At 40.1% G+C, this 25,028-nt stretch carries 23 protein-coding genes and 3 pseudogenes; 12 read left to right on the forward strand and 14 right to left on the reverse strand.

The annotated features are described in order from the left end of the window. Positions 1-3: 3 nt before the first annotated feature. Positions 4-886: pseudogene (locus tag RCG23_RS08840) on the reverse strand (ABC transporter ATP-binding protein). Between the two features lie 301 nt (positions 887-1,187). Between RCG23_RS08840 and RCG23_RS08845 the strand changes: the two are divergent. Continuing rightward, a complete protein-coding gene (locus RCG23_RS08845) occupies positions 1,188-2,159 on the forward strand; it encodes a DMT family transporter (RefSeq protein ID WP_308179395.1) in 972 nt (323 codons plus the stop codon). A gap of 116 nt (positions 2,160-2,275) precedes the next feature. Then, entirely contained in the window at positions 2,276-2,413 is a 138-nt protein-coding gene (locus tag RCG23_RS08850) for a hypothetical protein (RefSeq protein WP_308179396.1), read from the forward strand. A 68-nt stretch (positions 2,414-2,481) separates the two neighbouring features. Here RCG23_RS08850 and RCG23_RS08855 read toward each other — a convergent pair whose 3' ends face one another. After that, on the reverse strand, positions 2,482-2,976 hold the full coding sequence (locus tag RCG23_RS08855) for a cysteine hydrolase family protein (RefSeq protein WP_308179397.1): 495 nt from the start codon (positions 2,974-2,976) through the stop codon (positions 2,482-2,484). A gap of 180 nt (positions 2,977-3,156) precedes the next feature. On the opposite strand from RCG23_RS08855, the gene RCG23_RS08860 reads away from it, so the two are divergent. Then, positions 3,157-3,978, forward strand: a complete 822-nt coding sequence (locus tag RCG23_RS08860; protein WP_308179398.1) for an STAS domain-containing protein — start codon at positions 3,157-3,159, stop codon at positions 3,976-3,978. A 150-nt stretch (positions 3,979-4,128) separates the two neighbouring features. On the opposite strand, the gene RCG23_RS08865 is transcribed toward RCG23_RS08860, so the two are convergent. Next, positions 4,129-4,896, reverse strand: a complete 768-nt coding sequence (locus RCG23_RS08865) for a 3-hydroxyacyl-CoA dehydrogenase (RefSeq protein ID WP_308179399.1) — start codon at positions 4,894-4,896, stop codon at positions 4,129-4,131. Positions 4,897-5,045: 149 nt separating this feature from the next. Here RCG23_RS08865 and RCG23_RS08870 point away from each other — a divergent pair, with 149 nt between their 5' ends. Beyond that, positions 5,046-5,747 (forward strand): MOSC domain-containing protein, encoded by a 702-nt coding sequence (locus RCG23_RS08870; protein WP_308179400.1) that lies wholly within the window; start codon positions 5,046-5,048, stop codon positions 5,745-5,747. 281 nt (positions 5,748-6,028) lie between these two features. On the opposite strand, the pseudogene RCG23_RS08875 reads toward RCG23_RS08870, so the two are convergent. Continuing rightward, positions 6,029-8,779, reverse strand: a pseudogene (locus RCG23_RS08875) (dynamin family protein). A gap of 455 nt (positions 8,780-9,234) precedes the next feature. On the opposite strand from RCG23_RS08875, the gene RCG23_RS08880 reads away from it, so the two are divergent. After that, positions 9,235-9,672, forward strand: coding sequence for a hypothetical protein (locus tag RCG23_RS08880; protein WP_308179401.1), 438 nt, complete (start codon positions 9,235-9,237; stop codon positions 9,670-9,672). Positions 9,673-9,786: 114 nt separating this feature from the next. Here RCG23_RS08880 and RCG23_RS08885 read toward each other — a convergent pair whose 3' ends face one another. Then, entirely contained in the window at positions 9,787-10,629 is an 843-nt protein-coding gene (locus RCG23_RS08885) for a DUF2971 domain-containing protein (RefSeq protein ID WP_308179402.1), read from the reverse strand. A gap of 179 nt (positions 10,630-10,808) precedes the next feature. On the opposite strand from RCG23_RS08885, the gene RCG23_RS08890 reads away from it, so the two are divergent. The 5 genes and pseudogenes from RCG23_RS08890 to RCG23_RS08910 all read left to right on the forward strand — a co-directional run bounded on the left by RCG23_RS08890 (position 10,809) and on the right by RCG23_RS08910 (position 14,460). After that, positions 10,809-11,132 carry a MerR family transcriptional regulator gene (locus RCG23_RS08890; RefSeq protein ID WP_308179403.1) on the forward strand — a complete coding sequence of 108 codons (324 nt, stop codon included), beginning with the start codon at positions 10,809-10,811 and terminating at the stop codon, positions 11,130-11,132. A gap of 128 nt (positions 11,133-11,260) precedes the next feature. Then, complete coding sequence (locus RCG23_RS08895; RefSeq protein WP_308179404.1) at positions 11,261-12,517, forward strand: ammonium transporter; 1,257 nt, start codon at positions 11,261-11,263, stop codon at positions 12,515-12,517. A 238-nt stretch (positions 12,518-12,755) separates the two neighbouring features. Continuing rightward, on the forward strand, positions 12,756-13,238 hold the full coding sequence (locus RCG23_RS08900) for a DUF294 nucleotidyltransferase-like domain-containing protein (protein WP_308179405.1): 483 nt from the start codon (positions 12,756-12,758) through the stop codon (positions 13,236-13,238). A 105-nt stretch (positions 13,239-13,343) separates the two neighbouring features. Then, positions 13,344-13,727, forward strand: a pseudogene (locus tag RCG23_RS08905) (putative nucleotidyltransferase substrate binding domain-containing protein); the annotation flags it as partial. 1 nt (position 13,728) lies between these two features. Next, on the forward strand, positions 13,729-14,460 hold the full coding sequence (locus RCG23_RS08910; protein WP_308179406.1) for an exonuclease domain-containing protein: 732 nt from the start codon (positions 13,729-13,731) through the stop codon (positions 14,458-14,460). Positions 14,461-14,558: 98 nt separating this feature from the next. Here RCG23_RS08910 and RCG23_RS08915 read toward each other — a convergent pair whose 3' ends face one another. Beyond that, a complete protein-coding gene (locus RCG23_RS08915; RefSeq protein WP_308179407.1) occupies positions 14,559-14,762 on the reverse strand; it encodes a hypothetical protein in 204 nt (67 codons plus the stop codon). Positions 14,763-14,981: 219 nt separating this feature from the next. Between RCG23_RS08915 and RCG23_RS08920 the strand changes: the two genes are divergently transcribed. Then, entirely contained in the window at positions 14,982-16,661 is a 1,680-nt protein-coding gene (locus RCG23_RS08920) for a glycosyl hydrolase family 28-related protein (RefSeq protein ID WP_308179408.1), read from the forward strand. A 78-nt stretch (positions 16,662-16,739) separates the two neighbouring features. Here the strand turns inward: RCG23_RS08920 and RCG23_RS08925 are convergent, their stop codons facing one another. The 7 genes from RCG23_RS08925 to RCG23_RS08955 form a co-directional block, all read right to left on the reverse strand. Further along, positions 16,740-17,861, reverse strand: a complete 1,122-nt coding sequence (locus tag RCG23_RS08925; RefSeq protein ID WP_308179409.1) for an NADH-dependent flavin oxidoreductase — start codon at positions 17,859-17,861, stop codon at positions 16,740-16,742. A 58-nt stretch (positions 17,862-17,919) separates the two neighbouring features. Further along, entirely contained in the window at positions 17,920-18,606 is a 687-nt protein-coding gene (locus RCG23_RS08930; RefSeq protein ID WP_374049820.1) for an NAD(P)H-dependent oxidoreductase, read from the reverse strand. Between the two features lie 26 nt (positions 18,607-18,632). Next, positions 18,633-18,926: a putative quinol monooxygenase gene (locus tag RCG23_RS08935; protein ID WP_308179411.1), complete on the reverse strand. Its 294-nt coding sequence runs from the start codon at positions 18,924-18,926 to the stop codon at positions 18,633-18,635. A 444-nt stretch (positions 18,927-19,370) separates the two neighbouring features. Further along, on the reverse strand, positions 19,371-19,868 hold the full coding sequence (locus RCG23_RS08940) for a GNAT family N-acetyltransferase (RefSeq protein WP_308179412.1): 498 nt from the start codon (positions 19,866-19,868) through the stop codon (positions 19,371-19,373). A gap of 68 nt (positions 19,869-19,936) precedes the next feature. Then, positions 19,937-20,275, reverse strand: a complete 339-nt coding sequence (locus RCG23_RS08945) for a YrdB family protein (RefSeq protein WP_308179413.1) — start codon at positions 20,273-20,275, stop codon at positions 19,937-19,939. A gap of 4 nt (positions 20,276-20,279) precedes the next feature. Then, entirely contained in the window at positions 20,280-20,858 is a 579-nt protein-coding gene (locus tag RCG23_RS08950) for a TetR-like C-terminal domain-containing protein (protein ID WP_308179414.1), read from the reverse strand. 12 nt (positions 20,859-20,870) lie between these two features. Next, positions 20,871-21,575 carry an MBL fold metallo-hydrolase gene (locus RCG23_RS08955; protein WP_308179415.1) on the reverse strand — a complete coding sequence of 235 codons (705 nt, stop codon included), beginning with the start codon at positions 21,573-21,575 and terminating at the stop codon, positions 20,871-20,873. 374 nt (positions 21,576-21,949) lie between these two features. Here RCG23_RS08955 and RCG23_RS08960 point away from each other — a divergent pair, with 374 nt between their 5' ends. Then, positions 21,950-23,617 carry a PAS domain S-box protein gene (locus RCG23_RS08960; RefSeq protein ID WP_308179416.1) on the forward strand — a complete coding sequence of 556 codons (1,668 nt, stop codon included), beginning with the start codon at positions 21,950-21,952 and terminating at the stop codon, positions 23,615-23,617. A 772-nt stretch (positions 23,618-24,389) separates the two neighbouring features. On the opposite strand, the gene RCG23_RS08965 is transcribed toward RCG23_RS08960, so the two are convergent. After that, positions 24,390-24,989: a GNAT family N-acetyltransferase gene (locus RCG23_RS08965; RefSeq protein WP_308180014.1), complete on the reverse strand. Its 600-nt coding sequence runs from the start codon at positions 24,987-24,989 to the stop codon at positions 24,390-24,392. Between the last annotated feature and the right edge of the window lie 39 nt (positions 24,990-25,028).

A 25,028-nucleotide genomic window follows, 5' to 3' on the forward strand; every position in this document is an offset into this window, starting at 1 on the left:
GGTTTAACTCACCCTCTCAACGAAAATCTGGTGCAGGCTTGGCTCTAACAATGAAAAATTACGAATCGGTATGCTTTTTCCGGAAAGGGCATTCAGGATGTCTAATCCCTCACTCTCGTTATGTACCTTGGTTATATACGTAGACCCCTTCTTTTCATGGGTTATGTTTAAATCCATAAAAACAGGCTCCAAAGGCAGGTCAGATGTAATCGAAAGGTTTTTATAGCCATAGTCATCCTTTACCTTTTGCAATCTACCGGCCACTACAATTTCTCCATCCTTCATCATGCAGATATTTTCGCAAAATGTTTCAATTTGTTCCATCCGGTGGCTTGATAGAATAATCGTTTTGTTTTGCTTGATTTGCTCCTCGAGCACTTCACTTAGCATGGTGGCATTAATGGGATCAAGGCCGCTGAAAGGTTCGTCCAGAATGATTATTTCCGGATCATGCAGCAGCGTACTTATAATCTGGATTTTCTGCTGATTTCCTTTGGAAAGTTCGCCAGCCTGTTTATTTTTATAATGAGGTATCTCAAAACGCTCGAGCCAATAATCGATTTTTCCATCGATTGTTTTTTTATCCATACCCTCCAGCCTTCCAAAGTAACGAAGCTGTTCAGCTATTTTTGTTTTTGCGTACAATCCCCGTTCTTCCGGCAAATAGCCAATGGATAAGTCATCCCTCTTAAACGGCTGCCCATCCCAGCTGATCGTACCTCCATCCGGCCTAATCAACTCGAGCATCATTTTGATGGTCGTTGTCTTGCCGGCTCCGTTCCTACCGAGCAGCCAGCACCTGTCCCTTGGGAAGTTCTATTGAAATATTGTTAACCGCTGCTTTATCTCCATATCGCTTGGTTAAGTTTTGAATTGATAAAGTCATTTCCATTCCCCCTTAAAAATACTTACTATGCACTTATATTCTTTTTCTTTACAGAGAATTTTTTTCAAAAAAACATAAAAAAAGATATTTCAGGAATAAAAAGAAAAATTACCCAATTAATATATCATTCTCTCATTCTTTTGTTAATAAATTTCGTAAAACTAAATATTTTTAGAAATGAATTACCCTATATTCTGAATCTTCGAAACAAAAGGACCACACTTTGCTATAATGGTTAATGGAAAAAATAAAAAAATTAAATTGGATGCCTTTGATTGGAAAGACAAAGGAGGGAATGGAATTGCGACCTATTATATTAGGTATTAGTGCAGCATTCTTTTTTGCTGTTACATTTATTCTCAATCGGTCAATGGAATTGTCTGGCGGCAGCTGGCTATGGAGTGCATCACTAAGATACTTTTTTATGGTTCCATTCTTATTATCCATTGTCATGATAAGGAAAAACCTTCGCCCTCTTTTGCAGATGATGAAGGAACAGCCAGGATCATGGCTTTTATGGAGCTTTATAGGATTTGGTCTGTTTTATGCCCCATTGTGCTTTGCTGCAGCATACTCACCAGGTTGGCTTATTGCTGGAACCTGGCAAATTACGATCATATCTGGATCTTTGCTCGCCCCGTTATTTATGGAAACCATCCATACAAAAAACGAAATCCTTAAAACAAGGGGAAGAATTCCTTTTAAAGGGCTCTCGATGTCCTTGATCATTCTGCTGGGTATTATTTTTATGCAAGTTGAACAGGCGAAACACATTTCGTTCGGCGGATTGCTGCTCGGCGCTGTCCCAGTTGTGATTGCCTCATTTGCCTATCCGCTCGGCAACCGAAAAATGATGGACATCTGCAAAGGACGTTTGGATGCCTATCAGCGTGTCCTCGGGATGACTTTGGCGAGTTTGCCTATATGGATTGTACTATCACTTTATGCAATTTTCACAGCAGGAGCGCCAAGCATCGGGCAAACCTATCAGTCTCTTTTGGTGGCCATAAGTTCAGGAGTTGTTGCAACGGTCCTATTTTTCAATGCAACGGATCTGGTCAGAGGCAATATGCAAAAGCTGGCTTCCGTGGAAGCGACCCAGTCAATCGAGGTGTTATTTGCTCTGGCAGGCGAGCTTGTTTTCCTATCTACCCCAATACCTTCGGTGCTATCGTGGTGCGGCATCTTCCTCGTAACGCTAGGTATGATATTGCATAGCTTTACCTCAAATAAAAAAGAACCCAGACAAAGGCGAGCGATAAATGCCTCGTAAATCCTGATTATTAATCCTATTCTTTAAAAGAACAAAAGGCGCAAGCGCCCTGTTTAGCCCCGACAGGCATAAGACGAATCACGCAGGAAATCCTGATTTCTGAAGTGATTTGGCTTATGACCCCGAGCTGCTCCAAGCATCACCTAAAGGTCATGCTTGGAGCAAGATATTCAAAGGAGCTATTCAAAGGTGAAAACTGGCTGGGGGCTGGAGCTAGATTAATACAACTTGTAGAAGTTATCCGCACCATTTAATTTTATAATTTCCTTGGTGATGAAAAAGCTGTCTGGTTATCCCATGGGATTCAGACAGCTTTTTTATTTTAAAACCCTTTAGTTTTGAACATATACTCTACTACTTTAATTGAGGTCGTTCTGTAAATATCCTGAACAAAGTCCACATATTTCTCGTTGCTGCTGGCGATTCCATGTTGAAGCAGCGCTGGTTCAAATCCCCTTTCCATTGCACCCTGATATGTAGCCTGGACACAGTATTCTGCGGCAAACCCGCAAATCAGCACCATACCGACGTTCAAGTCCTTCAAAATATTTTCGAGATCCGTTTGCCAGAATGAATTTGAAAACCGTTTTGAAATAAAAATATCCGTTTTGTCTGCATCCATTTTTTCATATAGATCATAGCCTGGGGACTCTACGCCTGGATCTTCATCCTGAATAAAAATGACAGGCTGGTCGGCTTCCCGGAATTTATGTATTGAATAATTAACATAACCCAGGATGCCCTGCAGGCTTTTCCTGCAATTATCCATTCCAAAATAAGCATTTTGCATATCGACAACTATAAGTGCAGTGTTCATATTAATTCCATCTCCTATTAATAACTGTTTTTGAATATCTCAAGAATAATAAAGATTCCACTAAATAGTAAGATAAAGAAGGATTTATCTTTTTAAAAAAAGAATAAGTAATTAATTCGTATTGGTGAAACCTATCAATCAGACAAATCATTTAGAAACTAAACGAGGGGAGCACTAAAAATGGATGTAACTGATAACCAAAGAGCGGAACTTACAGAATTTATTATCGCCAACAGAGCAAACTTCGAGGAAAAACTGTTAAAAGAGGCAGTTAACGTTGCTTCCAAAATTAATGAAATTTTACTTACTGGAAATATTGATCTTTTAAAAAATGCAGAAAAATTAGTTCTGAATGTTATAGAACAGAAAGATAAAGAGCTCATTGCTTTTGCAAAATATGAAGGTGTGGCTTGGGCGCAGCATTCATTAACTTTATCATTCAAACTGGAATGGGTACAGGCAATTAGACGAACACTTTGGCATTTTCTTCATAAATACGAACGCTTAAACGAAAAAACTTTTAATCGTGATTATTTTTTCGATTTAGAAAAAAAAGTAAATGATCAAGTGGACCAGTTTCTTAACAATTTTTTCATTAGCTATTCAAATTTCAAAGATGAATTACTTAATTCTCAAAGAAAATTGGTTGAACATCTCTCCGTTCCAATTATACCAATTAGCACATCTGTTGCAGTATTGCCGTTGATTGGCATACTTGATTCATATCGTATGCAAATAATTGAAGAAAAAGTGTTGATGGATATATCAAATTTAAAAATCCAAACATTGATTATGGATCTTTCTGGTATAGGTGAAATGGAGATAGATGTAATTGATCATTTCCAAAGAGTACTAAGTGGTATTTCCATGATGGGATGTAAAGCAGTCATTACAGGTCTACGCCCCGAGCTTGTCAGAAAAATGATCAACTCAAGAGTTTCCTTTGACCTTCAGTCAGAAACAAAGGGAACGTTACAGCAAACATTAAGGGAATATATATAAGTTGATACGCTTAAATAGGTTGATTTAGGACTTCAGTAAAATATTGAATAAACACCCCTTGAAGGCTCAAGGGGTGTTTATTCGTTGAACTTTATCCGTTATGAATGAATGTATTCATCATTAAGATATTAACAGCAATCATAACATGCTTTATTTCGGCTGCATCCGAATCGCTCCGTCGAGGCGAATCGTTTCCCCGTTCAGCATCGGGTTTTCGATGATACTCCCTGCAAGCTGTGCATACTCTTCTGGATGTCCGAGGCGCGAAGGAAATGGAACCATTTCCCCAAGCGAATCCCTAGCTTCTGGTGGAAGTGAATCAAACATCGGCGTATGGAACAACCCAGGTGCGATCGCCATTACCCTGACGCCGTATCTCGCAAGTTCCCTCGCAAGAGGCAGAGTCATGCCGACAATTCCGCCTTTTGACGCGCTATATGCTGCCTGGCCAATCTGCCCTTCAAAGGCAGCCACAGAAGCAGTGTTAATGATGACCCCTCTCTCTCCTTTTTCATTGACCCCATTTTCTATCATTTTTTCAGAGGCGAGCCGGATTACATTAAAGGTACCGATCAGGTTGACTGAAATGACCTTGGAAAACAATGAAAGGCTGTGAACCCCTTTACGTCCCAAAAGCTTCTCCGCTATGCCAATGCCTGCACAATTAATGACTGTATTGATTCTACCCATCTTTTGGATGGCATGCTCAACTGCCGCCTGGACATCTTCTTCCTTCGTCACATCCGTTTTTAGAAAAGAAACTGCCTCTCCCAGCTCGCTGCAGACCCTTTGCCCGTTTTCTTCAGACAAATCTAGTATGACCGCCTTCCCGCCATTCCCAACAATTTTTCTGACAGTAGCTTCCCCAAGCCCTGAAGCTCCTCCGGTTACGAGTGCACGGCATTCTTTTAATTCCATTAAAACAGCCTCCCCAAAAATAGTTTTTAAGGTTAAAATAATCCTGTTCTAAAGTTATTCTTCATCAACAAAAAATACCCTGTATTTAAGATTTACAATTTTAAACAAATAGTAAATAATTTTATCAATAACCTTAAAGGAGAATATCCATGAGAGTCGGGAAAGTTAAAGAGTTATATAGATATCCGGTAAAATCGATGGGCGGTGAACGCCTGCAAGAAGCACCTGTTTTGGAACACGGTATCCCCGGTGACCGCTCGTTTGCCTTTATGCTGGATTCGAAATACCTGACTGTGGAGAATATGCCTGAACTCCTAAACTATCAGGCAAAATTAATAAATAACGGGAACAATTGGATTCCAGCCATCAGTACAAAGGACTGCAGGGAGATCTCCTGGGATGAAAATGTGCTTGATGAACTGAAATCTAAAGTAAAATTTCCCGGTGAACTAAAACAGATATCCTTTAATCAAACCGAAAGGGGCGCCTACTGGGAAGACCATGTTTTAATTATTTCCAGTGCTTCAGTTGAAAAATTAAGTGAGCTGTGCGGGAAAGGGCTTCTTGATCTTAGACGGTTCCGACCAAATATAGTTATTGAATTGGAAAGCGCCACTCCTTTTGAGGAGGAACAATGGATTGGAAAAAAAATCACCATTGGCAATGTAACATTCAAGGTTAATCAAGGTTGCGAACGGTGTATGTATGTGAATGTAGACCCGGATAACCCTTCATTAAAAGATTCTGCCGTTCTTAAAACTTTGGTAAAGGAAAGAGCTAATATATTTGGAGTTTACGCCTCTGTGGTTGAAACGGGAACAATTTCCGAGGGGGCTGAGGTTCGTCTTTAGTGAACAAAAGGCGCAAGCGCCCTGGTTAGCCCCGACAGGCATAAGACGAATCACGCAGGAAATCCTGATTTCTGGAGTGATTTGGCTTATGACCCCGAGGGGCTGGGGGCTCCTCGAAAAAGCTATCGCTTTTTCTTCGTGCGAAGTATATGCTGCCGAAGCTTTCCTTGTGGAGCTAGATTAATACGACTTGTAGAAGATATCCACATCATTTAATTTTATAATTTCCTAGACCACGAAAAAGGGAGGAAGATGATTGTTTCATCTTCCTCCCTTTCTATTTAATGGATATAGTTTTCCCTTTCAGCAACGGACATCCACTCATACTGGCGGAGCCTTACTTCAAATAAGGCCAACGGATCGCGATAAACTTCCGGATTGGTTCTCATCTGATCCAGCTTCTCCTGATTCGTCTCTGTTTCTACTCTCGTTTCCTCCACGGCATCATTCAATACGTATAAAGGATTTTTAAAAAACAGAGTGATATCCCGATCCATCGATTTCTCAAATATTTCAAATTGCTGTAGGAATTTCTTTGTAACAGAATCAGTTGTTTCATGGTAGTCTTCGTTTTCAACAAACGCCTTGTATTTGTTATAGAGCATCGTATTATTCTGCGGAAGAGCTCCGAATAGTTTCCCGGCACTCTTTAATAAAAACTGTCCTGGGGTTCGTCGCAACAGGATATTCTCCTTCTCCACCTGTATGCCGCTTGTCATCCGGTCCGCATCCCGGCGCCAGTCATCCAGTATTTTAAAGTCACAATCCAGTTTGATTCGTTCTTCTCCGTACAGCGTATTGAAGCCTTCACTCATTTCATCCAAATAATTCTGGCTTTCACTGAATTCCGCCCTCGCTTGTTTAATCCATTCCTGAAGAGAATAGTAGTATTTAGGCATTACAATCTCCTCCAGGTACTCCCGGATTCTGTTATTCATTTCCTCATTGAGTTCCAGATGAATTTTACCGAAGTCACTCTCTTCTGTTATCAGCTTTGAGCTATCCCGCAGCAATTTGGGAATTTCATCTGAAATTTCATTCTTAATCTCTTCTTTGATCGAATGGTAGGACTTTGTGATGATTCTTTTCTTTTCCGTTTCAATATCATTAAGTTGATTTTTGGCACCGTTAAGCTTAATTGTCATATCCTTGTTCCATTTAATGGATTCAACCAGATCATTTTCCATGGCTACTCGATTTTGCAATAAATTTGTGATCGTCTGGCGGACGAAAAATAACAACTTTGCCGTCCGTTCTTCGTCAGAAATTCCAAGGCTGACATTCAATTTAATAAATTCCGTTAAATCTCTCAGCTGCTGAGTGCTTTCATACTGTGAGGAAAAGGCAAACACCTTAGCATTCGGAAAATAACTGTTTATTTTAGCCCACGTTTCATCTACAACGGCAGCTGCTTCCTTTTGGTTATAAAGAATATCCATTTTATTCAGAAGGAAATGCACCGGAATTTGCGGCGCCAGCTCCTGGATATAGGATAATATTCCCCTTTCACGGTCGGTAAGCGGAGAATCTGCATTTAAAACGAATAACAGAGTATCGGCCAAATGAAGGTATTTCGCCGTTTCACTTCCTTCAAAGCCATTCCCGTTAAATCCAGGTGTATCAATAATGGAGATGTGATTCTCCTGTAAAAATTGAGATGGCAGCTTAAAGTCGACAATTGAGGAACCCGCATTGCGCCGTCTTTCCGTCCTTTCTTGAAAATCTGTCAGATCGGAAACCATATTTATTTCTCCATCAGTTACTTCATCAATTTCAACCTGGGCATGGTCCCTGAACATGACCATAGCGGAAGTAGGAGCGTCGCCAAGAATCTCTTCCCCAAGCACAGTATTGATAAAGGCAGACTTCCCGTTACCGCTCATGCCTGCAACGAGAAGATGGTGTGTATTAAAATCGGTCAGCTCTTCAATAATCCAGTTCATCCGATTGCCAACTTCCATACCGAAGCCCTTTGACCAGTTCTGAATCGTATCAAAAAGTTTGAGCCTTCTTCAAGCCAATTGACGTTTTTGCCTGAATAGCTTAATAGCTTTTCAGCATCCCCTACTGATTCTGGGCTGATACTGGAAGGGAAAATTTCGCCCCAAGATAATACCGCTGCTGAAGCAGATAAGGCATGGCCGAATCAGTAACCCTCAGCCAATTTGTCAGCATAACAGGAACCAGATTCTTTATCTTTTTGATAAGGAATCTTCCATCAATCAGCCAAAAATAAGCTTCCTGATATTGTTCAGAAAGGTTTTGCCAGGAATCCTGCCTATTTACCTCTAAAGTTAAAAGGAGCTGATTAAATTCTTTTAGCCAAGCAAAATAATAATCTCCGTCTCTATAACTATTCCATAAAGACACCGCTAATTTTTCAAAACGCCTTTGATCTACTCCATATAACACATTTAAAACTGGTAAAAAGTATTCCGGGATGTTATCACGTGTAAATCCGCTATCGATATAAGAATTCAGGACATCGAACCAGGCTGGAGACTCCGTCCGAATCGATTCATTAACGGCCAGCTCAACGGCATTTTTCCAATCCTTTTCCCCTTCGAAGAAAGCACGGGCAATTTCGGTGACATTTGGGTAATCCGGATTTAATGAAACTGTCTTTTTAATGATATTAACAGCAGGTTCGAGCTTGCCTCTTTCTATGTACAATGAAAAAAGCTGCAACGCCACTTCTGTATTCAAAATCTCATTATCCGTGACAACTGATTTGTAAAAATCCTCAGCCGTCGAGAGGAGCCCTAATTCATAATAAGCATCCGCCGTATTTTTCTTGCCTATGGCTCAAGCTCATTATTGATATTTTCCCATTTAAAAATCGCAGCTTCAAAATCCTTATGATGATAATATATTTCTCCCTGCGCAAACCGAATATATGCCAAATCAGGCATATCATTCTTTTGCTCCTCCTGGTATGCCTCACCAAGAACTTGAATAGGGTGTTTCTTTTCATTTTCCTGCATAAAAGCTTCATACGATAATTTCTGAATCAACTGATTTTCCAAGGTCATTGCCTTCCCCCCTGATTAAAATGCCTATAGCCTAAGCTAAATATATGCGTCTGAATCATTTAATTGCTGGATCTGCCTGCTAGTTGCGGCAAGCTAAGTAATAGTTTCTATATAGTACACCTTATACTATTCGTACAATGTGTAGCATATTAGTCTGTATTATTATTATTCTAACAAAGCTTTTTACCTAGAAGATTTCAATTTCCTTTCAATTTAAAAACAGACATATTTCTGTTTGTTTATATTTACCCATTTTCTCTAAATGCAATATAGGTAATTTTACTCAAAAAAAAGGTGACAGGCACCTCCCAAAAAATTGGGAGGTGCCTGTCACCTTTTTCGCTTATAATAATGGATAAATACCCTACAAGGAGAAAATCCATGGAAAAAGAACAGCCTTATCTATATCCAAACTTATTGAAAACTGGGGGAAATCGAGTCCGGGAAATTATGAGGTGAATAAACTTGAAACATCCTCCGGATCTTTACGGGCATTCCATCAATGGTCGAACGGCAAGCCGCTTGTTGCAGGCTTTGAAGTAGTTAAACCCGGGATTGACGGTTGCTACCTGTTATTCATAGATTGGCACCGGAACGATAATTATTATTTAGTCATCTATTCTCATAATAAATCCACTACCCTGGCAGAAATCCAAAAAATAATCGATGAGGATAGCCAGGCGAAGCTTTTCTGGAAGTACAATCCGTTAAAACGCGACGGAAAAAATGATCAGCGAAAGGCTTATTTTAAACAATCCTTCGGTTCTCTCACCATTGAAGTTCCCATCCCTTTTGCTATTAACGGAGTAGAACGATTTGTTGAGCAGCTGTTCGAACTTTGCCAAAGACGATTAAAGGCCGACCGGATTGTAGAAGTTTTTGATTTTGATTGAGTGACAGGCACCTTCCAATTCATTGGAAGGTGCCTGTCACTCAAAACCTTAAAGGAATTATGGACGTTTTTATCTGTGTCCCTTTTGTTGATTCGGTATCATATCCCAGAGAGCTTAAAAAAGTGTCGATGCCGAGAAAGGCATTATCCATTTTATTTGTAGGCCAATCCAGATTTCCTTCAAAGGCAATTTTGTTTTATCACCAGTTATTTCTTTCAAGTTCAATTCAATAAAAGGTGTAATGACCCCTTTGGACGTTCTAAACTTCACATCCGTTTTCCGTGAATCCTGAAAAGATTCCGGAAAAAACGCAATCCGGTACTCCTCCTCCTGCTTAAAGGAAGGATGTTTAAAAAAGTAACTGTAGATTAATATCCGAAACATGAATTTATCTGCAATTTGGTCAAGCCCCTCTTGTGAGCACCCATCAACAGACCTCCAAATTTGAAGAAACTCCTTATATTCCTCCTTGATTATGTCCTCTTGAATTTCCTCATCATAAATAACATACCCGCTTATATAGGAATGATTGTATCGGTGATCAAGAATTTGATGTAAATGAGCAGAGTCCAAACCAATATTGTAGCCGTCAAAGTTGGAGTATGAAGACCAGTTTGTAATTAAATCAGAAACGTCTGTCAGCGATAAAACGTAACACTTGCTTCGGTGATGCATACTAAAATAAATTCCGTTCAGGTTTCTGAAGATGGCTTCCTTAAAGGCAAACTCCGGGGCATTCTCTGATATTTTTCCCGTCACTTCTTCAATGACGTTTTTTATATGCTTCAATTCGGAGGTATCGTTCAAAAACTCGCTTCTTGTCCCCCAAAAAACCCCTGTGCTGATAATTGCATACAGCGCCTGCAGATTCGTATAGTGATAAAGGAAGCCATCTGTTTTTTTTTGAATGCGGAGTTCCCGTTCAAGGCTTTTTTCTAAAGCTTGGAATAAGTTCATAGGCATGCTCCTATTTTAATCTTCCAAAATATAACCTTCTATAATTATTTTATTACCTCCCCCTACTCTGGCATAACCCATTTCAAAAAGTAAAATTATTTTTAATTTTAATCCCATGTTAGAAAACCTAACATAAAATATATTATAATATCAAAAACACAATACGGGCTGGTGAAAAAATGGGAGACAATTCTTATAAAGAAAAGAAGGTCATAAGTATTGGGGTAGTTAGAGAGCTTACCGGACTTTCCGAGCGTCAAATAAGATATTACGAGGAACGGAAGCTTATCTTTCCTGAGCGATCGGCAGGCGGAAGCCGAAAGTATTCCTTTTCAGACGTTGAAGCCTTAATGGATATTGCCAACAAAGTAGAAGAAGGAGTCCAGACCTTTGAAATAAGGCAGGAAATGATCCGCAGGAAGAAGAAAGAGGATGAGCAAAGTATCCGCAAGAAAATGATTCAAGGCCAAATTAATGCCCAATTTGGCTTCAAAAAATATTAATGTATGGGAAAAAAGCTGCTCCATTCCATGTGAAACCATGTCAGATTTTCTAACAAGTTAATAGATTCCTCTCCTCTTACGTGCGAAAATGCAATTAACTTTTCGTAATACTGAAGGGAGAGAATGATTTGAATACTTCATATCTATTAAATAGTTTATGGGTAATGATTAGTTCCGTACTTGTAATATTAATGATTGGGGGATTTATTCTTCTGGAGACCGGATCAACCCGGATGAAAAATGCCGGCCATATCGCAGGCAAAACTATTTTGGCCTTTGGAATTTCATCGATAGTCTTTTGGGCTGCCGGTTTTGGTTTGATTTTTGGAAAAGGAAATTCTCTGATTGGATTTACCGACTTCCTTTATTCGGGGTACGATTTAGAAGGAGTAAAACTTTCAGGCTCTGCTTTCTTTTTATTCCAGCTCGCTTTTGCCGGGATATCGTTAACAATCGCTTTTGGAGGTTTTGCTGAAAGGGCTAAACTGGCATCCTATCTGGTATTTGCCCTTCTATTCTCTGTTTTTGTCTATCCGCCAATCGCACATTGGATTTGGGGTGGAGGCTGGCTGGCAAAGTATGGACAGCAGGATTTTGCCGGTTCCACGGTTGTCCATTTAACAGGTGCCATGGCAGCATTGGCGGCAACCATTTTGTTAAAGCCACGAATCGGAAAATTCAACAAAGACGGTTCCGCGAATAATTTAGAAGGCCACAATCAAGTCTTTACAGCTCTAAGTGTTCTTCTTTTATGGGTAGGCTGGTTCGGATTTAACGCGGGCAGTACACTTTCTGTTGACGGTGCCTTTTTCGGCTTCGTTTCTCTCAATACAAACCTTGCTGCAGCAGCCGGTACCGTCTCTGCTTTGATCATTTCCTGGATTGTTCTCGGAAAAGCGGATGTACCGATGATGCTGAACGGTGCTTTGGCAGGGCTGGTTGCCATTACGGCTTCATGTGCATTTGTATCGACGTGGGCAGCAGTTGCCATCGGTTTAATAGCAGGAGTACTCGTATTTTACAGCATTCGCTTTTTCGAAAACAAAGGTATCGATGATCCGATCTTCGCACTTTCCGTTCACGGCACTGCAGGTATATGGGGAACCTTATCGACAGGCTTTTTTGCAACAAAAGAACTGGCCACCATCGGTAAGCCTGGGTTATTTTACGGAGGAGGCTTTGAACAGTTAGGCGTCCAGGCATTGGGGGTAGTGTCCTGCGCTGCTTATGCATTCCTTGTTTCCTTCGTGCTACTATCGATTATTAAGTACTTTTTAAAAGGATTGCGCGTCACAGAAGAAGAAGAAATCATCGGCCTTGATATGAGCGAGCATGGGAGCTATGGCTATCCCGAATTGCTTCGCCAGGAACAGAAGCAAGCTTAAAACTTTAAAATTACAAGATTCCATAAGGCGTCCTCCCGTAAATGGGACTCGCCTTTGGATTTTTTTCGCTAATCAGAATTTATTTCCATAAATTCAGAACGCACGAAGGACATGGATGTCCTAGTCAGGCGAGTGCCACAGGACGTGGCATTCACGAGCGTGATAAGAAAAACTATGGCATTCGCCTAAGGGCTTGGCGGATGCCAAGTTTTTTCCAAAAAAGGAGGTCCGTAACACGATGGTTTTTAGCAGCTATTCAGAAATAGGGGCATGGAGGAATCTTCAAATAAAGAAGGAGACCCTTGATCACTTTAAGCTTAACTGCCTCCATGATGATCTGATGCACAGCGTCATCGAATTAGCCCTAAAACGGATAAATGAAGAGCTCGGGTCTCCACCATCCTCTTATTGTTTTTTTGTGATGGGAAGTGCCGGCCGCTTTGAGCAATCCATCTGGAGTGACCAGGATCATGGCATCATTTTTCAAGAGAACAGTCCAAACGCACAGGAATATTTCTTGCGGTTAGGGAAAGAAATTTCAGATGGACTTCATCAGACCGGCTACGCTTACTGTGATGGAGGTGTCATGGCAAGCAATCCATTATGGTGCAAATCCATGCCTGAATGGATGCTCCAGCTAGCTAACTGGATCAAGGAATCGAGCTGGGAATCCATTCGCCACTTATTGATTTTCATGGACTGGCCGTACCTTATATGGTGAACACCCTTTTATCCAGGAGTTAAAAATAGACGCCTATCAATTGATTCACCAAGATCATTTACTCGCACGAATGCTCGATAATACGATGCTCCTAAAAAAGGTGTTGGGCTTTTAGGGCAATTTTTAACAGAAACACACGGTCCGCATACTGGGCTCCTCAATATTAAAGAAAAAGCTCTCTATCCTTATGTAAATGCTGTCCGCCTTTTAGCCATTAAAGAAAATATAATGGAAACCTCCACACTTGGCCGGCTCCAAAAGCTGTCTGATAAAACACTTCCTCCTGCAGCCCGGCAATTATATGAGAATCAATTTTTAAAACTCTTAAATTATCGTCTTTCACTGGGTGACCATACAAACTATGATTCCGGCCATTATTTAGTAGTTAATAAATTAACAGCCGAGCAAAAGAAGGAAATCAAAGAAAGCATAAAAAATGGTCCACATCTTTACCATTCAATTCGAAAGCTAGTAGAAAAGGAAGTATGATATGGGTATGCATGAAATGATTCAGTTTTTCAGGCAAATGTCCGGAAAGCTTGGCTCCAATATTTATGCGGGCATTCAGGGCCAAACTGATCCGCAGCACATCTCTTTCATGCGCCAGCTGCAAAAAGAAATGAAAGAAAAAAACAGTTTGGATACCCCGTTCGAAATGCTCGAGGCTGTTGTATTCGACCTTGAAACAACCGGTTTCTATCCTGAAAAGGGAGATCAAATCATTTCTATCGGAGCGATTAAGATGATTGGTGATAAGATTGCAGAGGAAAAAACTTTTTATTCACTTATTCATTCAGACATTCCTCTGCCTGAGCATATTACTGACCTGACAAAAGTGAAGGTTGAAGACCTCTTTGCCGCACCCCCTGCTGAAGAGGTTTTATTGAAATTTTATAAATTTATTAATAGCAATATCCTGGTTGCCCATCACGCAAAGCACGAGCAGGCGTTCATGCAGAAACTAACAAGAGATCGCCTCCGAACGGGATTTGAACATCGGATCATCGATACATCCTTTCTCATCCGCCTAACCGATCCTTCAATAAAAGCGATCCCATTGGAGGAGATTTGCCACTTATGCGGAGTAGAGGTAAAAAATCGGCACCACGCTCTCAGCGATGCGAAAATGGCTGCCGAGGTTTGGAGCTATTATATGAAGAAAGCACGTGAGATGGGCTTTAAAAATCTGCGGGAAGTATACGAGCATCTGGCCAGACTTTGAGTCTTGGCTGTTTTTTAGGGGAACGGCAATGGCAATAATTAAAGAAAAGAAAAAGGAACTCTTTTTTGAGTCCTTTTATAAATCTAAACATCATAAAATTAGTTATTACCAGTTTCTTTACTCTCTTTGATGGCTTTTATCAAAGAATCAAGCTTCTCATTTCTTTGTTGATCTAATACAGTTTTTTCATTCATAAACCTAATCGTTCTAAAGATAAAATAAATACTAAACCCGAGAATTAACAAATACAGTAACATGGGGATTATTGCAAACAAACCAAATACATTGCCCATATTCATCATTTTATTTCCTCCAAAAATTTAAATTTATACCATTATTATACACATATGTAAGACGGATGTATTTATTAAAATCAAATCCCCCCCTCATCCCTATGATCCGCTATATCGCTGACAAGCTTCCTCTCCTCCCTTTGTGCAGCATCTAATAAGATTACATCCCTCCAGACCGGGAATAATGATATAAATTAAAAAGGATTTTGCTTTTAAAAGTGAGGTGAAATGATGCTCTATCTAGAAAAAAAACACGACCCGCGCAAAAATGAGAAATTAATAGCTGAAGTGACCAACCGCAGGCTTGATATGAAACAAGCGCTTTTAGAAACAGACCGTCTATATGAGCATAATCGTTATGAACCTGCGACAGAAGCTACCATTCCACATGCATCCCAGTTTCCTTTTTTCCAAAAGTGGAAAGCTGCATTTTGGCGATTTTTTTTAACCGTTAAATCTATTACTGCCGAAATTATGTTAAATACGTACGTAGATGACCTAGGAAAACCTTATCCAGAGTGGAAGCCTCTTCTTGATGAGGAATACAGCCACTTAATGAAGGTTGCAAGAAAAGTAAATGTGGAGGATTTTGGTGCTGTTGGTGATGGGATTACAGACTGTACCGAAGCCTTCGAAAAAGCAATTGGCAGCGGGCATGCCCTTGTCCAGGTTCCGGCAGGAATTTTTATCACGAAAGGCATTCGTTTACCTTCGTTTACATGTCTGATTGGGCAAGGTAAAAACAAAACGGTGATTAGGCTTCACGACAGTTCCCCAAAAGGAACAAGACTGATTTCAAATCGAAATCATTGGAGGGGCAACAGAAATATACTTGTTCAGGGCATGAGCCTTGATTGGAATGTGGAAAGGCTCGGAAATACAGAAAAGACGAGTACATGGGGCAACCATTCAAGCTGTCTGACCTATGCCAATGTGACATTCGGATGGGTACTTGATGTGGAAGGAATTAACCCCGGGCTGCATTGCTTTGATATCTCTTCGACGATATATAATTACTCGGGCGATGGTTACCGGGCGCGCGGAGGAAGCCGATATATCTGGCTCGATCAGTTAAATGGCTATGGATTTGGTGATGATGGAATCACGACCCATCATAGCGACAATATTTTGATTACTAATAGCCATATGTGCGATCCGAGCGGTCGTGCTCATAAAAAAGGCTTTTCAAACTCCAACGGCATTGAAGTGGATGATGGGTCGAAAAACGTATGGCTGATCAACAATTCGACTACCCGCTGTTTTGGAGGAGTGGAAATCAAAGCCCACGACAGTTCATCCGCGGCATGCAATGTCCAAATTATCGGGCACCTCTCTGTAAACGATAATCGTTCCTATAATTTCAGGCATATCGGCCATCATAAAGCTTCCGATCCTGAATCGAAAACGGCCTATAACATAAAGGCAACCAACCTCGTCGCTCTGGCTCCAATCTACTCCGATTTATATAAAGATTCGACACCAAGATGCCTGGTCGTATCTGCTTATAAAAATGTTGCCATTAATTATTTTACGTTGATTGGCGATCCCGAATATGATTACACGGGGAATCCTGTTGTCGCTATCCAGTATCGTTCCCGCAACGTCGCCCTAAATAACGTAACGGTCCGCCATTTTAAAAAGGCTGGCATGGATATCAAGGTCTTTGGGGGAGACAATCGTTCCGATAACGTAGCAATAAGTAACGTCATGGTTGTTGATTCCGCCCCTCAGGCCATTCAAATTGGTTCCGATATTTTAAACGCTTCTATTGAAAATATACGGGCGAGCAGCAAAAATGGAAAGATAGGATTGAAAACCGAGCAGCCTGGAATATTTGTTTCAAATTTTCAGGCTGATGGATATAGGGTGCCTCTATCCATTGCGGGGGAAGAAATGAGGACAATTTGATAAAAAAATCCTTTAAATCAACAGAAAGCGCGCTTGTAATAAGAAAAAAGAGCCACTACGGCTCTTTTCTGCTTCTATCTATACTCCAGGAAACCAGCCTGGTGAATTCACGATGGCCTGCCATAAAGGATCAGGGACATCATGCTGATTCGGGTCATTTTTATCAATCTCTGTTACGATGTCATTTTCTTTTCCGCTTTCAATTTTTTGAACCCAATCTGGATCAATAATCAACTCGCGGGCTAGAGCGATGAGCGGAACTCCAGTTTCGATGGCTTTTAGGGCATCATCTGCAGTGTAAATGGAGCCAACACCGATAATTGGAACCCTTGGTCCTGCCTTTTCCATAATAAGTTCCATTCTTGGTCTTGTATCTTCTACACCTCTTCTTGGTGTTGACCAGAAATCCATTAAGGAAACATGCAGATAATCCAAATTCTTATTGGCTAATGCATCGACTAATGCTAACGTATCAGCCATGTTAATTCCTGGTGTTTCTGGCTCTTCAGGTGAGAAGCGATAACCTACAATGAATGGCTCCTTCGCATGTTCTGCCGCAACCTTTTTTACTTCATCGACAACCGCTAGCGGGAAAGCCATTCGTTTTTCAAGGCTTCCTCCCCAGCGGTCCTCACGCCGGTTAGAATGAGGGGAAAAGAACTGTTGAATCAAGTAGCCATTTGCGCCATGGATTTCTACTCCATCGTAGCCGGCTTCAATTGCGCGCCGTGTTGTTTCTCCAAAATCACGAATAATTGACTCGACCTCAGAATCTGATAATTCCCTAGGAACAGGTGCTGATTCACGGTTGGGTGATGGTACTGCGCTTGCACTGACCACATCACTATTTACCAGATCCGGTGGACATTCACGCCCCCCGTGGAAAATTTGCAGCACTGCTTTTGCACCTTGCTCTTTAATTGCGGATGCCAATTGCTTTAAGCTCGGAATCATATCATCCGTGTTGCCGCCAAACTCACCTTTGAATCCCTTTCCGTTTGCAGTGACATATGTGCAAGCAGTGATGACCATACTGACACCACTTGAACGCCGAGCATAATACTTCACCTCAGCATCCGTAACCGTTCCATCCGGATTGGATGAGAAATTTGTCATCGGTGCCATTACTACTCTATTTTTCAAGCTCAATCCATTTGAAAAAGTAAAATCTTTAAATAAAGGGCTATATTTTTGATTCATCTATTGAGTTCACTCCTTGGTGTTTTTTATGGATAATTCAGTTTTTAAAAAAATCCTCTTACTCTACCCATTGAACAATCTGGTCAAGTTCTTTCCTTACTTTTGGACGTGGCTCCCTTGCACGATAGCCAAAAGCAGCCATTACTGAAATTCCAAGGCTGCCGTCTTCGAGAAGCCCTTCCTCTTTAAGGATTTCATTTACCTTGTCCATATTAAAGCCTTCAATTGGACATGAATCGATGCCAATCAGTGCCGCAGCCGTCATCATATTCCCGAGTGCTATATACGTTTGCTTGCCGGACCAATCAAATATTGCACGTTCATTGTCCAGCAAATGGAAGTCCGATTCCTGAAAAGACTTGTACCTGACAAGCATGTTTTGGAAAACATCATCGGGCACATTTCTGACTTCCTTCATTTGTTGTGCAATATAATCAGAATCGTACTTTGTATCCTTCATTGTTCTGGCGAGAATGAGGACAAAATGGCTTGCTGTCGGCAGCTGGCCTTGGGCACCCCAGGAAACAGTTCGCAATTTTTCCTTAAGTTGCGCATTCTGTATGATAATAAATTTCCACGGTTCAATCCCAAGAGAACTTGGAGATAATCTTGCTGTTTCTAAAATAAAACGAAAATCCTCTTCAGAGATTTTCTTTTCAGGATTGAATTCCTTTGTCGCATGCCTGAATTTAAAAGCATCCAGTATCTCCTTTTTTCTTGATGTAAAATCCGGCAAGACGAACATCTCCTTTTATATAGTCCTTTATGGAATTATTGAAGCTTTTCCGCCTCAAACACCTTTACTTGAGGAGCTCCAAGAAGCAGGCTTTTCGACTCCGCACCAAAAGCAATATAATGAGGTGCTCCTCTATGGAATTTCACAGCTTCTTGATCCTTCCATTCCTCGACCATCACAAAGCTATTTTGCTCTTTTGTATCTTCATACAGATGGTAGCTGATATTCCCCTCTTCTGCTTTGGACCCCGCCATCACCTTATCAGCTGCTGCAAGGAACTCATCCCTTTTCTCTGGATTAACTTTAATAAATGCATGAATAATGATCATATCTATCCCTCCTGTATTTAATGGCCCGTGTTATTATCTGCCAACAGCCGCCATTTTATATGTAATTCAAGATAATTCAATTTCTGTCCCATTACAATTTATTTGCTCGGAGGAGACCTTTTTGCTGGCTTTCAGCTTTTATCTTCTATTTATTCAAAAACTTTAGATGTCATTCACATTAACAAGTCATTTCTAAAGTACTGAATTTTATTTCTACAATAATTTAAAGGATTTCTATGCTTAAATTTCAGCAGAGATTCCCCTTTAGAATGCTTATCTACACAAAAACCTAATTTATCTACACTTCAATAAGAACTTTCAACATTAATTGATCATTTTTCTACAGTAATTCCAAAGGTTTCTACACTTACAATTTCACTTTCTACATTATCCTTTCCAGACCTTCAAAAAAAATAAGCTGCCTAAGCAGCCCATCACACGTCATTAAAGAAACAGCACCATATGTTCTTCATCAAAGTACAGATTATCAATTTTCAATGCTCTTTTATCAATCCCGAAAGCCTGAAACCCAAGGGAAGAATAGAGGTTTTTTGCAGACTCATTGCTTGTCACAACTCCCAAATAAAGTTGTTCAGTACCTTCCAATTCTCTTGCCTTTTTAATCGCTTCTTCCATTAATCTTTTCCCGATGCCCCTGCCGCGTTTTTCAGGGCTTACATACATCGCAAAGATTCCTGCTTTATGCTTCATTTTTAGCTTTTGTTCCTTTAATAATGTCACGACTCCAATTAATTGATCCCCTTCGAAGGCTCCAAAAATAAACGTCGAATCAGATTCAAGTCTGGACCTATACAAATCTGCTGAATAATGTTTTTCCTCTTCATAGCTCGAACCAAAAGCTTCCGGATTATTCTTTAATCCCTCTAACCTCAGTTCCAGATACGCCTCTGCATGGCCGGGATCCAACGTGATAATTTTCATATACTACACTCCGTTCTTTTTATTGTTGGCTGTTTTCGTATATTGATCAGTTTTTTATAAAAGCAGCCTTATTGTTTCCAAACATGCAATAACACCAGATTTGCCAATGCAACTGAAGTATATATTCCAGCAAGCCCATAGTGTTTTGTGAAAAATATTGCACTCGCAGCTGTTGCGATAATAAAAAGCTCTAACAGTGTGCGGTAAAATCCTTGAACAGGATATGGGGCGCCTGGGGACCCAAATACTCCCCAAATAACAGCCGCTGCCAGTGGAGTACCAATGGCCAGCAGCCATTTTAAGCTTAAATCATTTCCTGTTTGAAATCCCCAAAACCCTAAGGCAGTTAATGCTGCCAATTCCAATAAAAATCGAAGACCAATATTTACTGATTGTACGAATGCCACTGACTTACCTCCCGTTCATTTTATCAATTCCTGCGAGAAATGATTTAATTAAAAGGTTCAAGCTCAGGTCTGTATCGAGTGCAAGGCCGAAACCGCCTTTTTGCTCAAGCGATGCAAAGCCGTGCAAGATACTTCGGAGACCTCTGACGGCATGCAAGGCAGCTTCCTCTTCAAGGGAATATGCCTGTAAAACACGGAGAGCTAGATCCACAATTTTATTTCCGGCTAATTGCACCTCCTTATTCCTAGGGTTTGGTGCAGAAAGCGTAGCTTCATAGATACCTGGATGATTTCGGGCAAAATCAACATATGCTCTCCCCACTCTCATGACGGCTTCTTCTTTTGAAACACCGATAGCTTCGGCAGCAAGAGCAGTATACAGCTGATTTATACCATAGATGGCCAATTTTTCACGCAGCCCTGGAAGCCCTTCAAAGTGGTTATATAAAGAAGGCGGGCGTATATTAAGCTTTTTAGCAAGGTTTGTAAGGGTCACCTCAGATAATCCGAATCCATCGGCAATATCTGCGGCAGCTTTTAATATAGTATTCAGATCGAGTGCTGTTTTAGGTCTGGGTGACATGATTAAATCTCCTTAAAATGTACTTTCAAATCTTTTTATTACCTTTTCCATATCCTGCACCGGATTTTTCACCATTTCGCCATGCCCCACCGCTAAAAGTGAAGGATTAAACCCGAGTAGCTTCCGAGCACTTTTTAAAGCAGTCTCCTTACTCCATGTACCAAATGCCGGGAATGGGAACAATAACCTTTTGTCACCTGCCACCGCCATGCCAGCCCTTGTCTGCAAAGCATCACCGGCAATAAGAGAGTTACTGCGGGTATCCAAGAAAGACATCGATCCAGGAGTATGTCCAGGTGATTCAATTGCCAGCAGTGAACCGACCCGATCTCCTTCTTTCAAATGAACATCTGCCCTTGTTTTTAATGTCTTTGGAACACCGCCTTTAATCGGTGTTTGCGCCTCGTGCAGTTGAAGTGAACGGTCACCGTCCATTAATCGCGAATCCCTCTCGGATATATAAACGGTCGCATTTGTAAATGCCTCTTTAATTTTATCTAATGCTCCAACATGATCTTCGTGGGCATGCGTAAGAACAATATTGATAATCGGCTTGCCAATCGTTTTTGCGGCTTCTAAAATTCCTTTGGCACTAAACACCATGGCTGCGTCAATCAGCGTCAGCCCGTTCTCTTCTTCAACCAAATAGCAATTGACCGGAAACAAACGAGGCATAGAGGTTAATTGATACAAATCCCCTTCACGAACCATTCTCATTTTTACCTATCCCCTTTAACTAATGTCGTTAGTTTTATTTTAACTAATACCTTTAGTTAAATCAAGAAATTTTTTCCTTTTATTTTAAAAAATGTTTATACTAAAATTAGCAAAAAACGACAACTCTTTACCTCTTTATCCTAATTTCCTATTTGTTGCGTGTTCATGTTTTCAAATTCCCTTTAATCAATTTTTCAACATGCCTTTTTCCGAATTACTGACAATTTAGCCAGCAGGTTTTAAGGTTTAAAACGTTACTAATCCCCATCTAGTTTCCAATTAATTATGTAACTCTTCATCTTCATTTTATGTTACGATGAAATGAAAACTTTTTAACATAAAACACTTTCCTTCACAGGAGGAGTCTCTCATATATGAAGAAAAAAACGCTGCTATTACTCTATTTTATTTTTAGTATTATATGGATAACGGGGACCAACCAGCTTCTGCAGCATTTCACACCCTCTCCAATGATTGAGCTTATCGGGCACTTAAAGGAACTCTTTTATGTGGCGGTTACAGGTTGTTTCATTTACATTACGCTTAAAAGAACTGAGGAACGAAATGCGGCAAAAATCGAAGAAGAACGTTTGTCTACCCTGATTAATTCGATGGTCGACTTTGTTAATTTTAAAGACGGGGAAGGTCGCTGGATTCAGGCAAACGAATTTGGTTTGAAGCTATTTCAAATAGAGCATGTTGATTATAAGGGTAAGAAAGACTCGGAGCTGGCCGAGTATTCAACTTACTATGCGGAAGCACTCCGTTATTGCGAAACGTCGGATGAGGAAGCGTGGCTTAATGGAACGATCACCAGGGTAGAAGAAACCATTCCTCTCCCAGATGGAGGAATGAAAACCTTTGATGCTATTAAGGTTCCTCTTTTTAATCCGGACGGCAGCAGGCAGGGGCTGGTCATCATGGGAAGGGATATTACCGAACGGAAACATGTAGAAAAACTGCTCGCTGAAAGCCAGCAGCAATATAAATCGCTCTTTGACCATAGTCCTGATATTGTTTACTTAATTGATATCGAAGGTAATATCACTAATTTAAACCCACAATTTAAAACAATAACAGGCTATAATGCTGATGATTATATTGGAAAAAATGTTATTGATATTTTGCCTCAGCGTTATAAAGAATCTATATGCAATTTTTTTAAAACAGTGATTACGGAGATAAAACCTCAGATGTCGGAACTTAAAATTAAAAACAACAATGGTGATGACATCATTCTGGAGTGTACTTCCCTTCCTATCATAGTAAACGGGAAAAGAGCAGGAATTATTGGGTATGGAAAAGACATCACCCAACTCAGGAAGGCCGAAGAGCGTCTAAGAATGACAGAAAAACTATCTGTCGTAGGAGAACTGTCAGCTAGCGTAGCCCATGAAATCCGAAATCCGCTAACATCATTGATTGGTTTTGTTCAGCTAATGAGAAAGGAAGACGATAAGCACGAGTTTTACTACAAAATCATGCTTGAAGAATTAAATCGAATCAATCATATTGTCGGAGAACTGCTGCTATTGGCTAAACCACAGCAAATTAATTTTACTATAGCGGATATTCAAGCGATTTTATATGACGTTGTGTCTCTGTTAAAAACAGAAGCCAACCTTCATAATATTCAGATTGATCTTTTGTTCCAGGAAAAAACATCATTAATCGAGTGTGAACCAAATCAACTGAAGCAATTATTTATTAATATTATCAAAAATGCTGTAGAAGCTTCTGATGGCGGTGAATCTGTTTCCATTTCGCTTGATTACAAAGATAATGAAAAAGCTTCTATCTTAATAAAAGATAACGGCAGTGGCATGTCAAAGGATAGATTGGAAAAAATCGGCGAACCTTTCTATTCCTCAAAGGAAAAAGGAACTGGTTTAGGCTTGACCGTCAGTTCAAAAATTGTCCAGCAGCATAATGGATGCATGACTTTTAAGAGTGAAATTAACGAGGGTACAGAGGTTATGATAGAATTGCCGGTTAAAAATAGTCCTGGTTTGGTAACCGAAAAGGAAACATCTGTCCATTAATAGCAATGCTCATCGTGGTGGAAAATGATAATGGGGCATCGGAATTCATATTGATGGATTCCGATGTCCCATTATTTTATCTTAGTCGCTTTAAAATCAGTTGAAATCCATAAATGATTAAAGAATAGCTCATAAAGGATAAAAATATATGCTTGGGTGTAAAATTCACTAATCTAAAGAGTTTTAACCTTTGATAAAATTTACATAAAAGGTATGAAAAAAATGAATCCATTATGACATTTACCAAAAAATAGCGTTTGAATTTCCCAAAGGTAAAATGAAAGATCCACAATGTTCCTACACAAAAAGGCCCCAGTATAAAACTAATATCATTTAAAATTTTAGCCTTCAGCCCTCCATTAACCACCCACCATTTGTAAGGAACTGCCAATATACACATTCCCGCTACAAGCAAAGAGGCAAGCAATGTGGTTGGTGAAAATTTCCTTAAGGAGTCTTTAGGCATGAAAAGAATAGAAATCCAAGGAAGCGTTAGTTGGACGATTCGAATAATAGTAGGGATCCTCATTAGGAATGACCTCCTTTTTCTTAACTTCCCCAACATTTGGCATACCATGTGTAAAAAAATAGCCCTAAAGATTCCCAGGTATCAAAAGCCGCTTCCAAATCAAAAAAGCAGTGAATTTTATTTGCAAAATCCACTGCTTTTTTATTCATTTCTTATAAATCTGTTATAAGTAAACCGTGATAATTTATTAATCAAACGTTTGATTAAATTGACTTGGAAGCAGTCACAGCAAGGATTTTCACATTATCCTTTTACTTCATTCTCTAAAGCTCCGGCAGGAATTTGTACGAATTCCTCTTTTAAAATGGAATACATTTTCAGATCCCAGTGTTTGCCCTTGATCTTCATTCCTTTCCTTAAAATCCCCTCAAATGTCATGCCTGCCTTTTCCATTACCCGTGCAGAACCGATATTTTCGGTGAAACAGCGTGCCTGGATACGGACGAGGTCCATTTTTTCAAAGCCAAAACGAATCAGCTCTTTTGTGGCCTCGGTGGTAATGCCTTTATCCCAATAATCCGGTGAAATCACATATCCCATCTCTGCACTATTATGCTTGGGCTGCCATGTAACAAAATCAATCGTACCAATCATTTTACGATTCTCTTTATACTCAATCGCCCACGGAGCTACTTTTCCATTCAAATATTGATTTAGGACAAAACCCAAAAATTCTTTAGTATCTGATAGAGTTTGGTGCGTATCCCATGTTACATATTTAGAAACCTCTTTTTTGGAGCAATAGTAAAACATATCCTCCAGGTCTTTACTTTCCACTTTCCTTAAAATGAGTCGCTCTGTTTCCAATATTGGCAGATCCCCATAAATATCTTCAATCTCCATCTTGATCACTCCAGAATCTCCTAAGATATAAAAATTATA

This window comes from Neobacillus sp. PS3-34 (genome assembly GCF_030915465.1).
Classification (GTDB): domain Bacteria; phylum Bacillota; class Bacilli; order Bacillales; family Cytobacillaceae; genus Neobacillus_A.

Excerpts from the sequence above, each read along its gene's own strand:
- RCG23_RS08850 (WP_308179396.1), top strand. The coding sequence starts at position 2,276 with ATGACCCCGAGCTGCTCCAAGCATCACCTAAAGGTCATGCTTGGAGCA.
- RCG23_RS08885 (WP_308179402.1), bottom strand. The coding sequence starts at position 10,629 with ATGAACTTATTCCAAGCTTTAGAAAAAAGCCTTGAACGGGAACTCCGC.
- RCG23_RS08860 (WP_308179398.1), top strand. The coding sequence starts at position 3,157 with ATGGATGTAACTGATAACCAAAGAGCGGAACTTACAGAATTTATTATC.
- RCG23_RS08890 (WP_308179403.1), top strand. The coding sequence starts at position 10,809 with ATGGGAGACAATTCTTATAAAGAAAAGAAGGTCATAAGTATTGGGGTA.
- RCG23_RS08925 (WP_308179409.1), bottom strand. The coding sequence starts at position 17,861 with ATGAATCAAAAATATAGCCCTTTATTTAAAGATTTTACTTTTTCAAAT.
- RCG23_RS08935 (WP_308179411.1), bottom strand. The coding sequence starts at position 18,926 with ATGATCATTATTCATGCATTTATTAAAGTTAATCCAGAGAAAAGGGAT.
- RCG23_RS08920 (WP_308179408.1), top strand. The coding sequence starts at position 14,982 with ATGATGCTCTATCTAGAAAAAAAACACGACCCGCGCAAAAATGAGAAA.
- RCG23_RS08965 (WP_308180014.1), bottom strand. The coding sequence starts at position 24,989 with ATGGAGATTGAAGATATTTATGGGGATCTGCCAATATTGGAAACAGAG.
- RCG23_RS08960 (WP_308179416.1), top strand. The coding sequence starts at position 21,950 with ATGAAGAAAAAAACGCTGCTATTACTCTATTTTATTTTTAGTATTATA.
- RCG23_RS08865 (WP_308179399.1), bottom strand. The coding sequence starts at position 4,896 with ATGGAATTAAAAGAATGCCGTGCACTCGTAACCGGAGGAGCTTCAGGG.
- RCG23_RS08950 (WP_308179414.1), bottom strand. The coding sequence starts at position 20,858 with ATGTCACCCAGACCTAAAACAGCACTCGATCTGAATACTATATTAAAA.
- RCG23_RS08955 (WP_308179415.1), bottom strand. The coding sequence starts at position 21,575 with ATGAGAATGGTTCGTGAAGGGGATTTGTATCAATTAACCTCTATGCCT.
- RCG23_RS08910 (WP_308179406.1), top strand. The coding sequence starts at position 13,729 with ATGGGTATGCATGAAATGATTCAGTTTTTCAGGCAAATGTCCGGAAAG.
- RCG23_RS08870 (WP_308179400.1), top strand. The coding sequence starts at position 5,046 with ATGAGAGTCGGGAAAGTTAAAGAGTTATATAGATATCCGGTAAAATCG.
- RCG23_RS08940 (WP_308179412.1), bottom strand. The coding sequence starts at position 19,868 with ATGAAAATTATCACGTTGGATCCCGGCCATGCAGAGGCGTATCTGGAA.
- RCG23_RS08930 (WP_374049820.1), bottom strand. The coding sequence starts at position 18,606 with ATGTTCGTCTTGCCGGATTTTACATCAAGAAAAAAGGAGATACTGGAT.
- RCG23_RS08855 (WP_308179397.1), bottom strand. The coding sequence starts at position 2,976 with ATGAACACTGCACTTATAGTTGTCGATATGCAAAATGCTTATTTTGGA.
- RCG23_RS08915 (WP_308179407.1), bottom strand. The coding sequence starts at position 14,762 with ATGATGAATATGGGCAATGTATTTGGTTTGTTTGCAATAATCCCCATG.
- RCG23_RS08900 (WP_308179405.1), top strand. The coding sequence starts at position 12,756 with ATGGTTTTTAGCAGCTATTCAGAAATAGGGGCATGGAGGAATCTTCAA.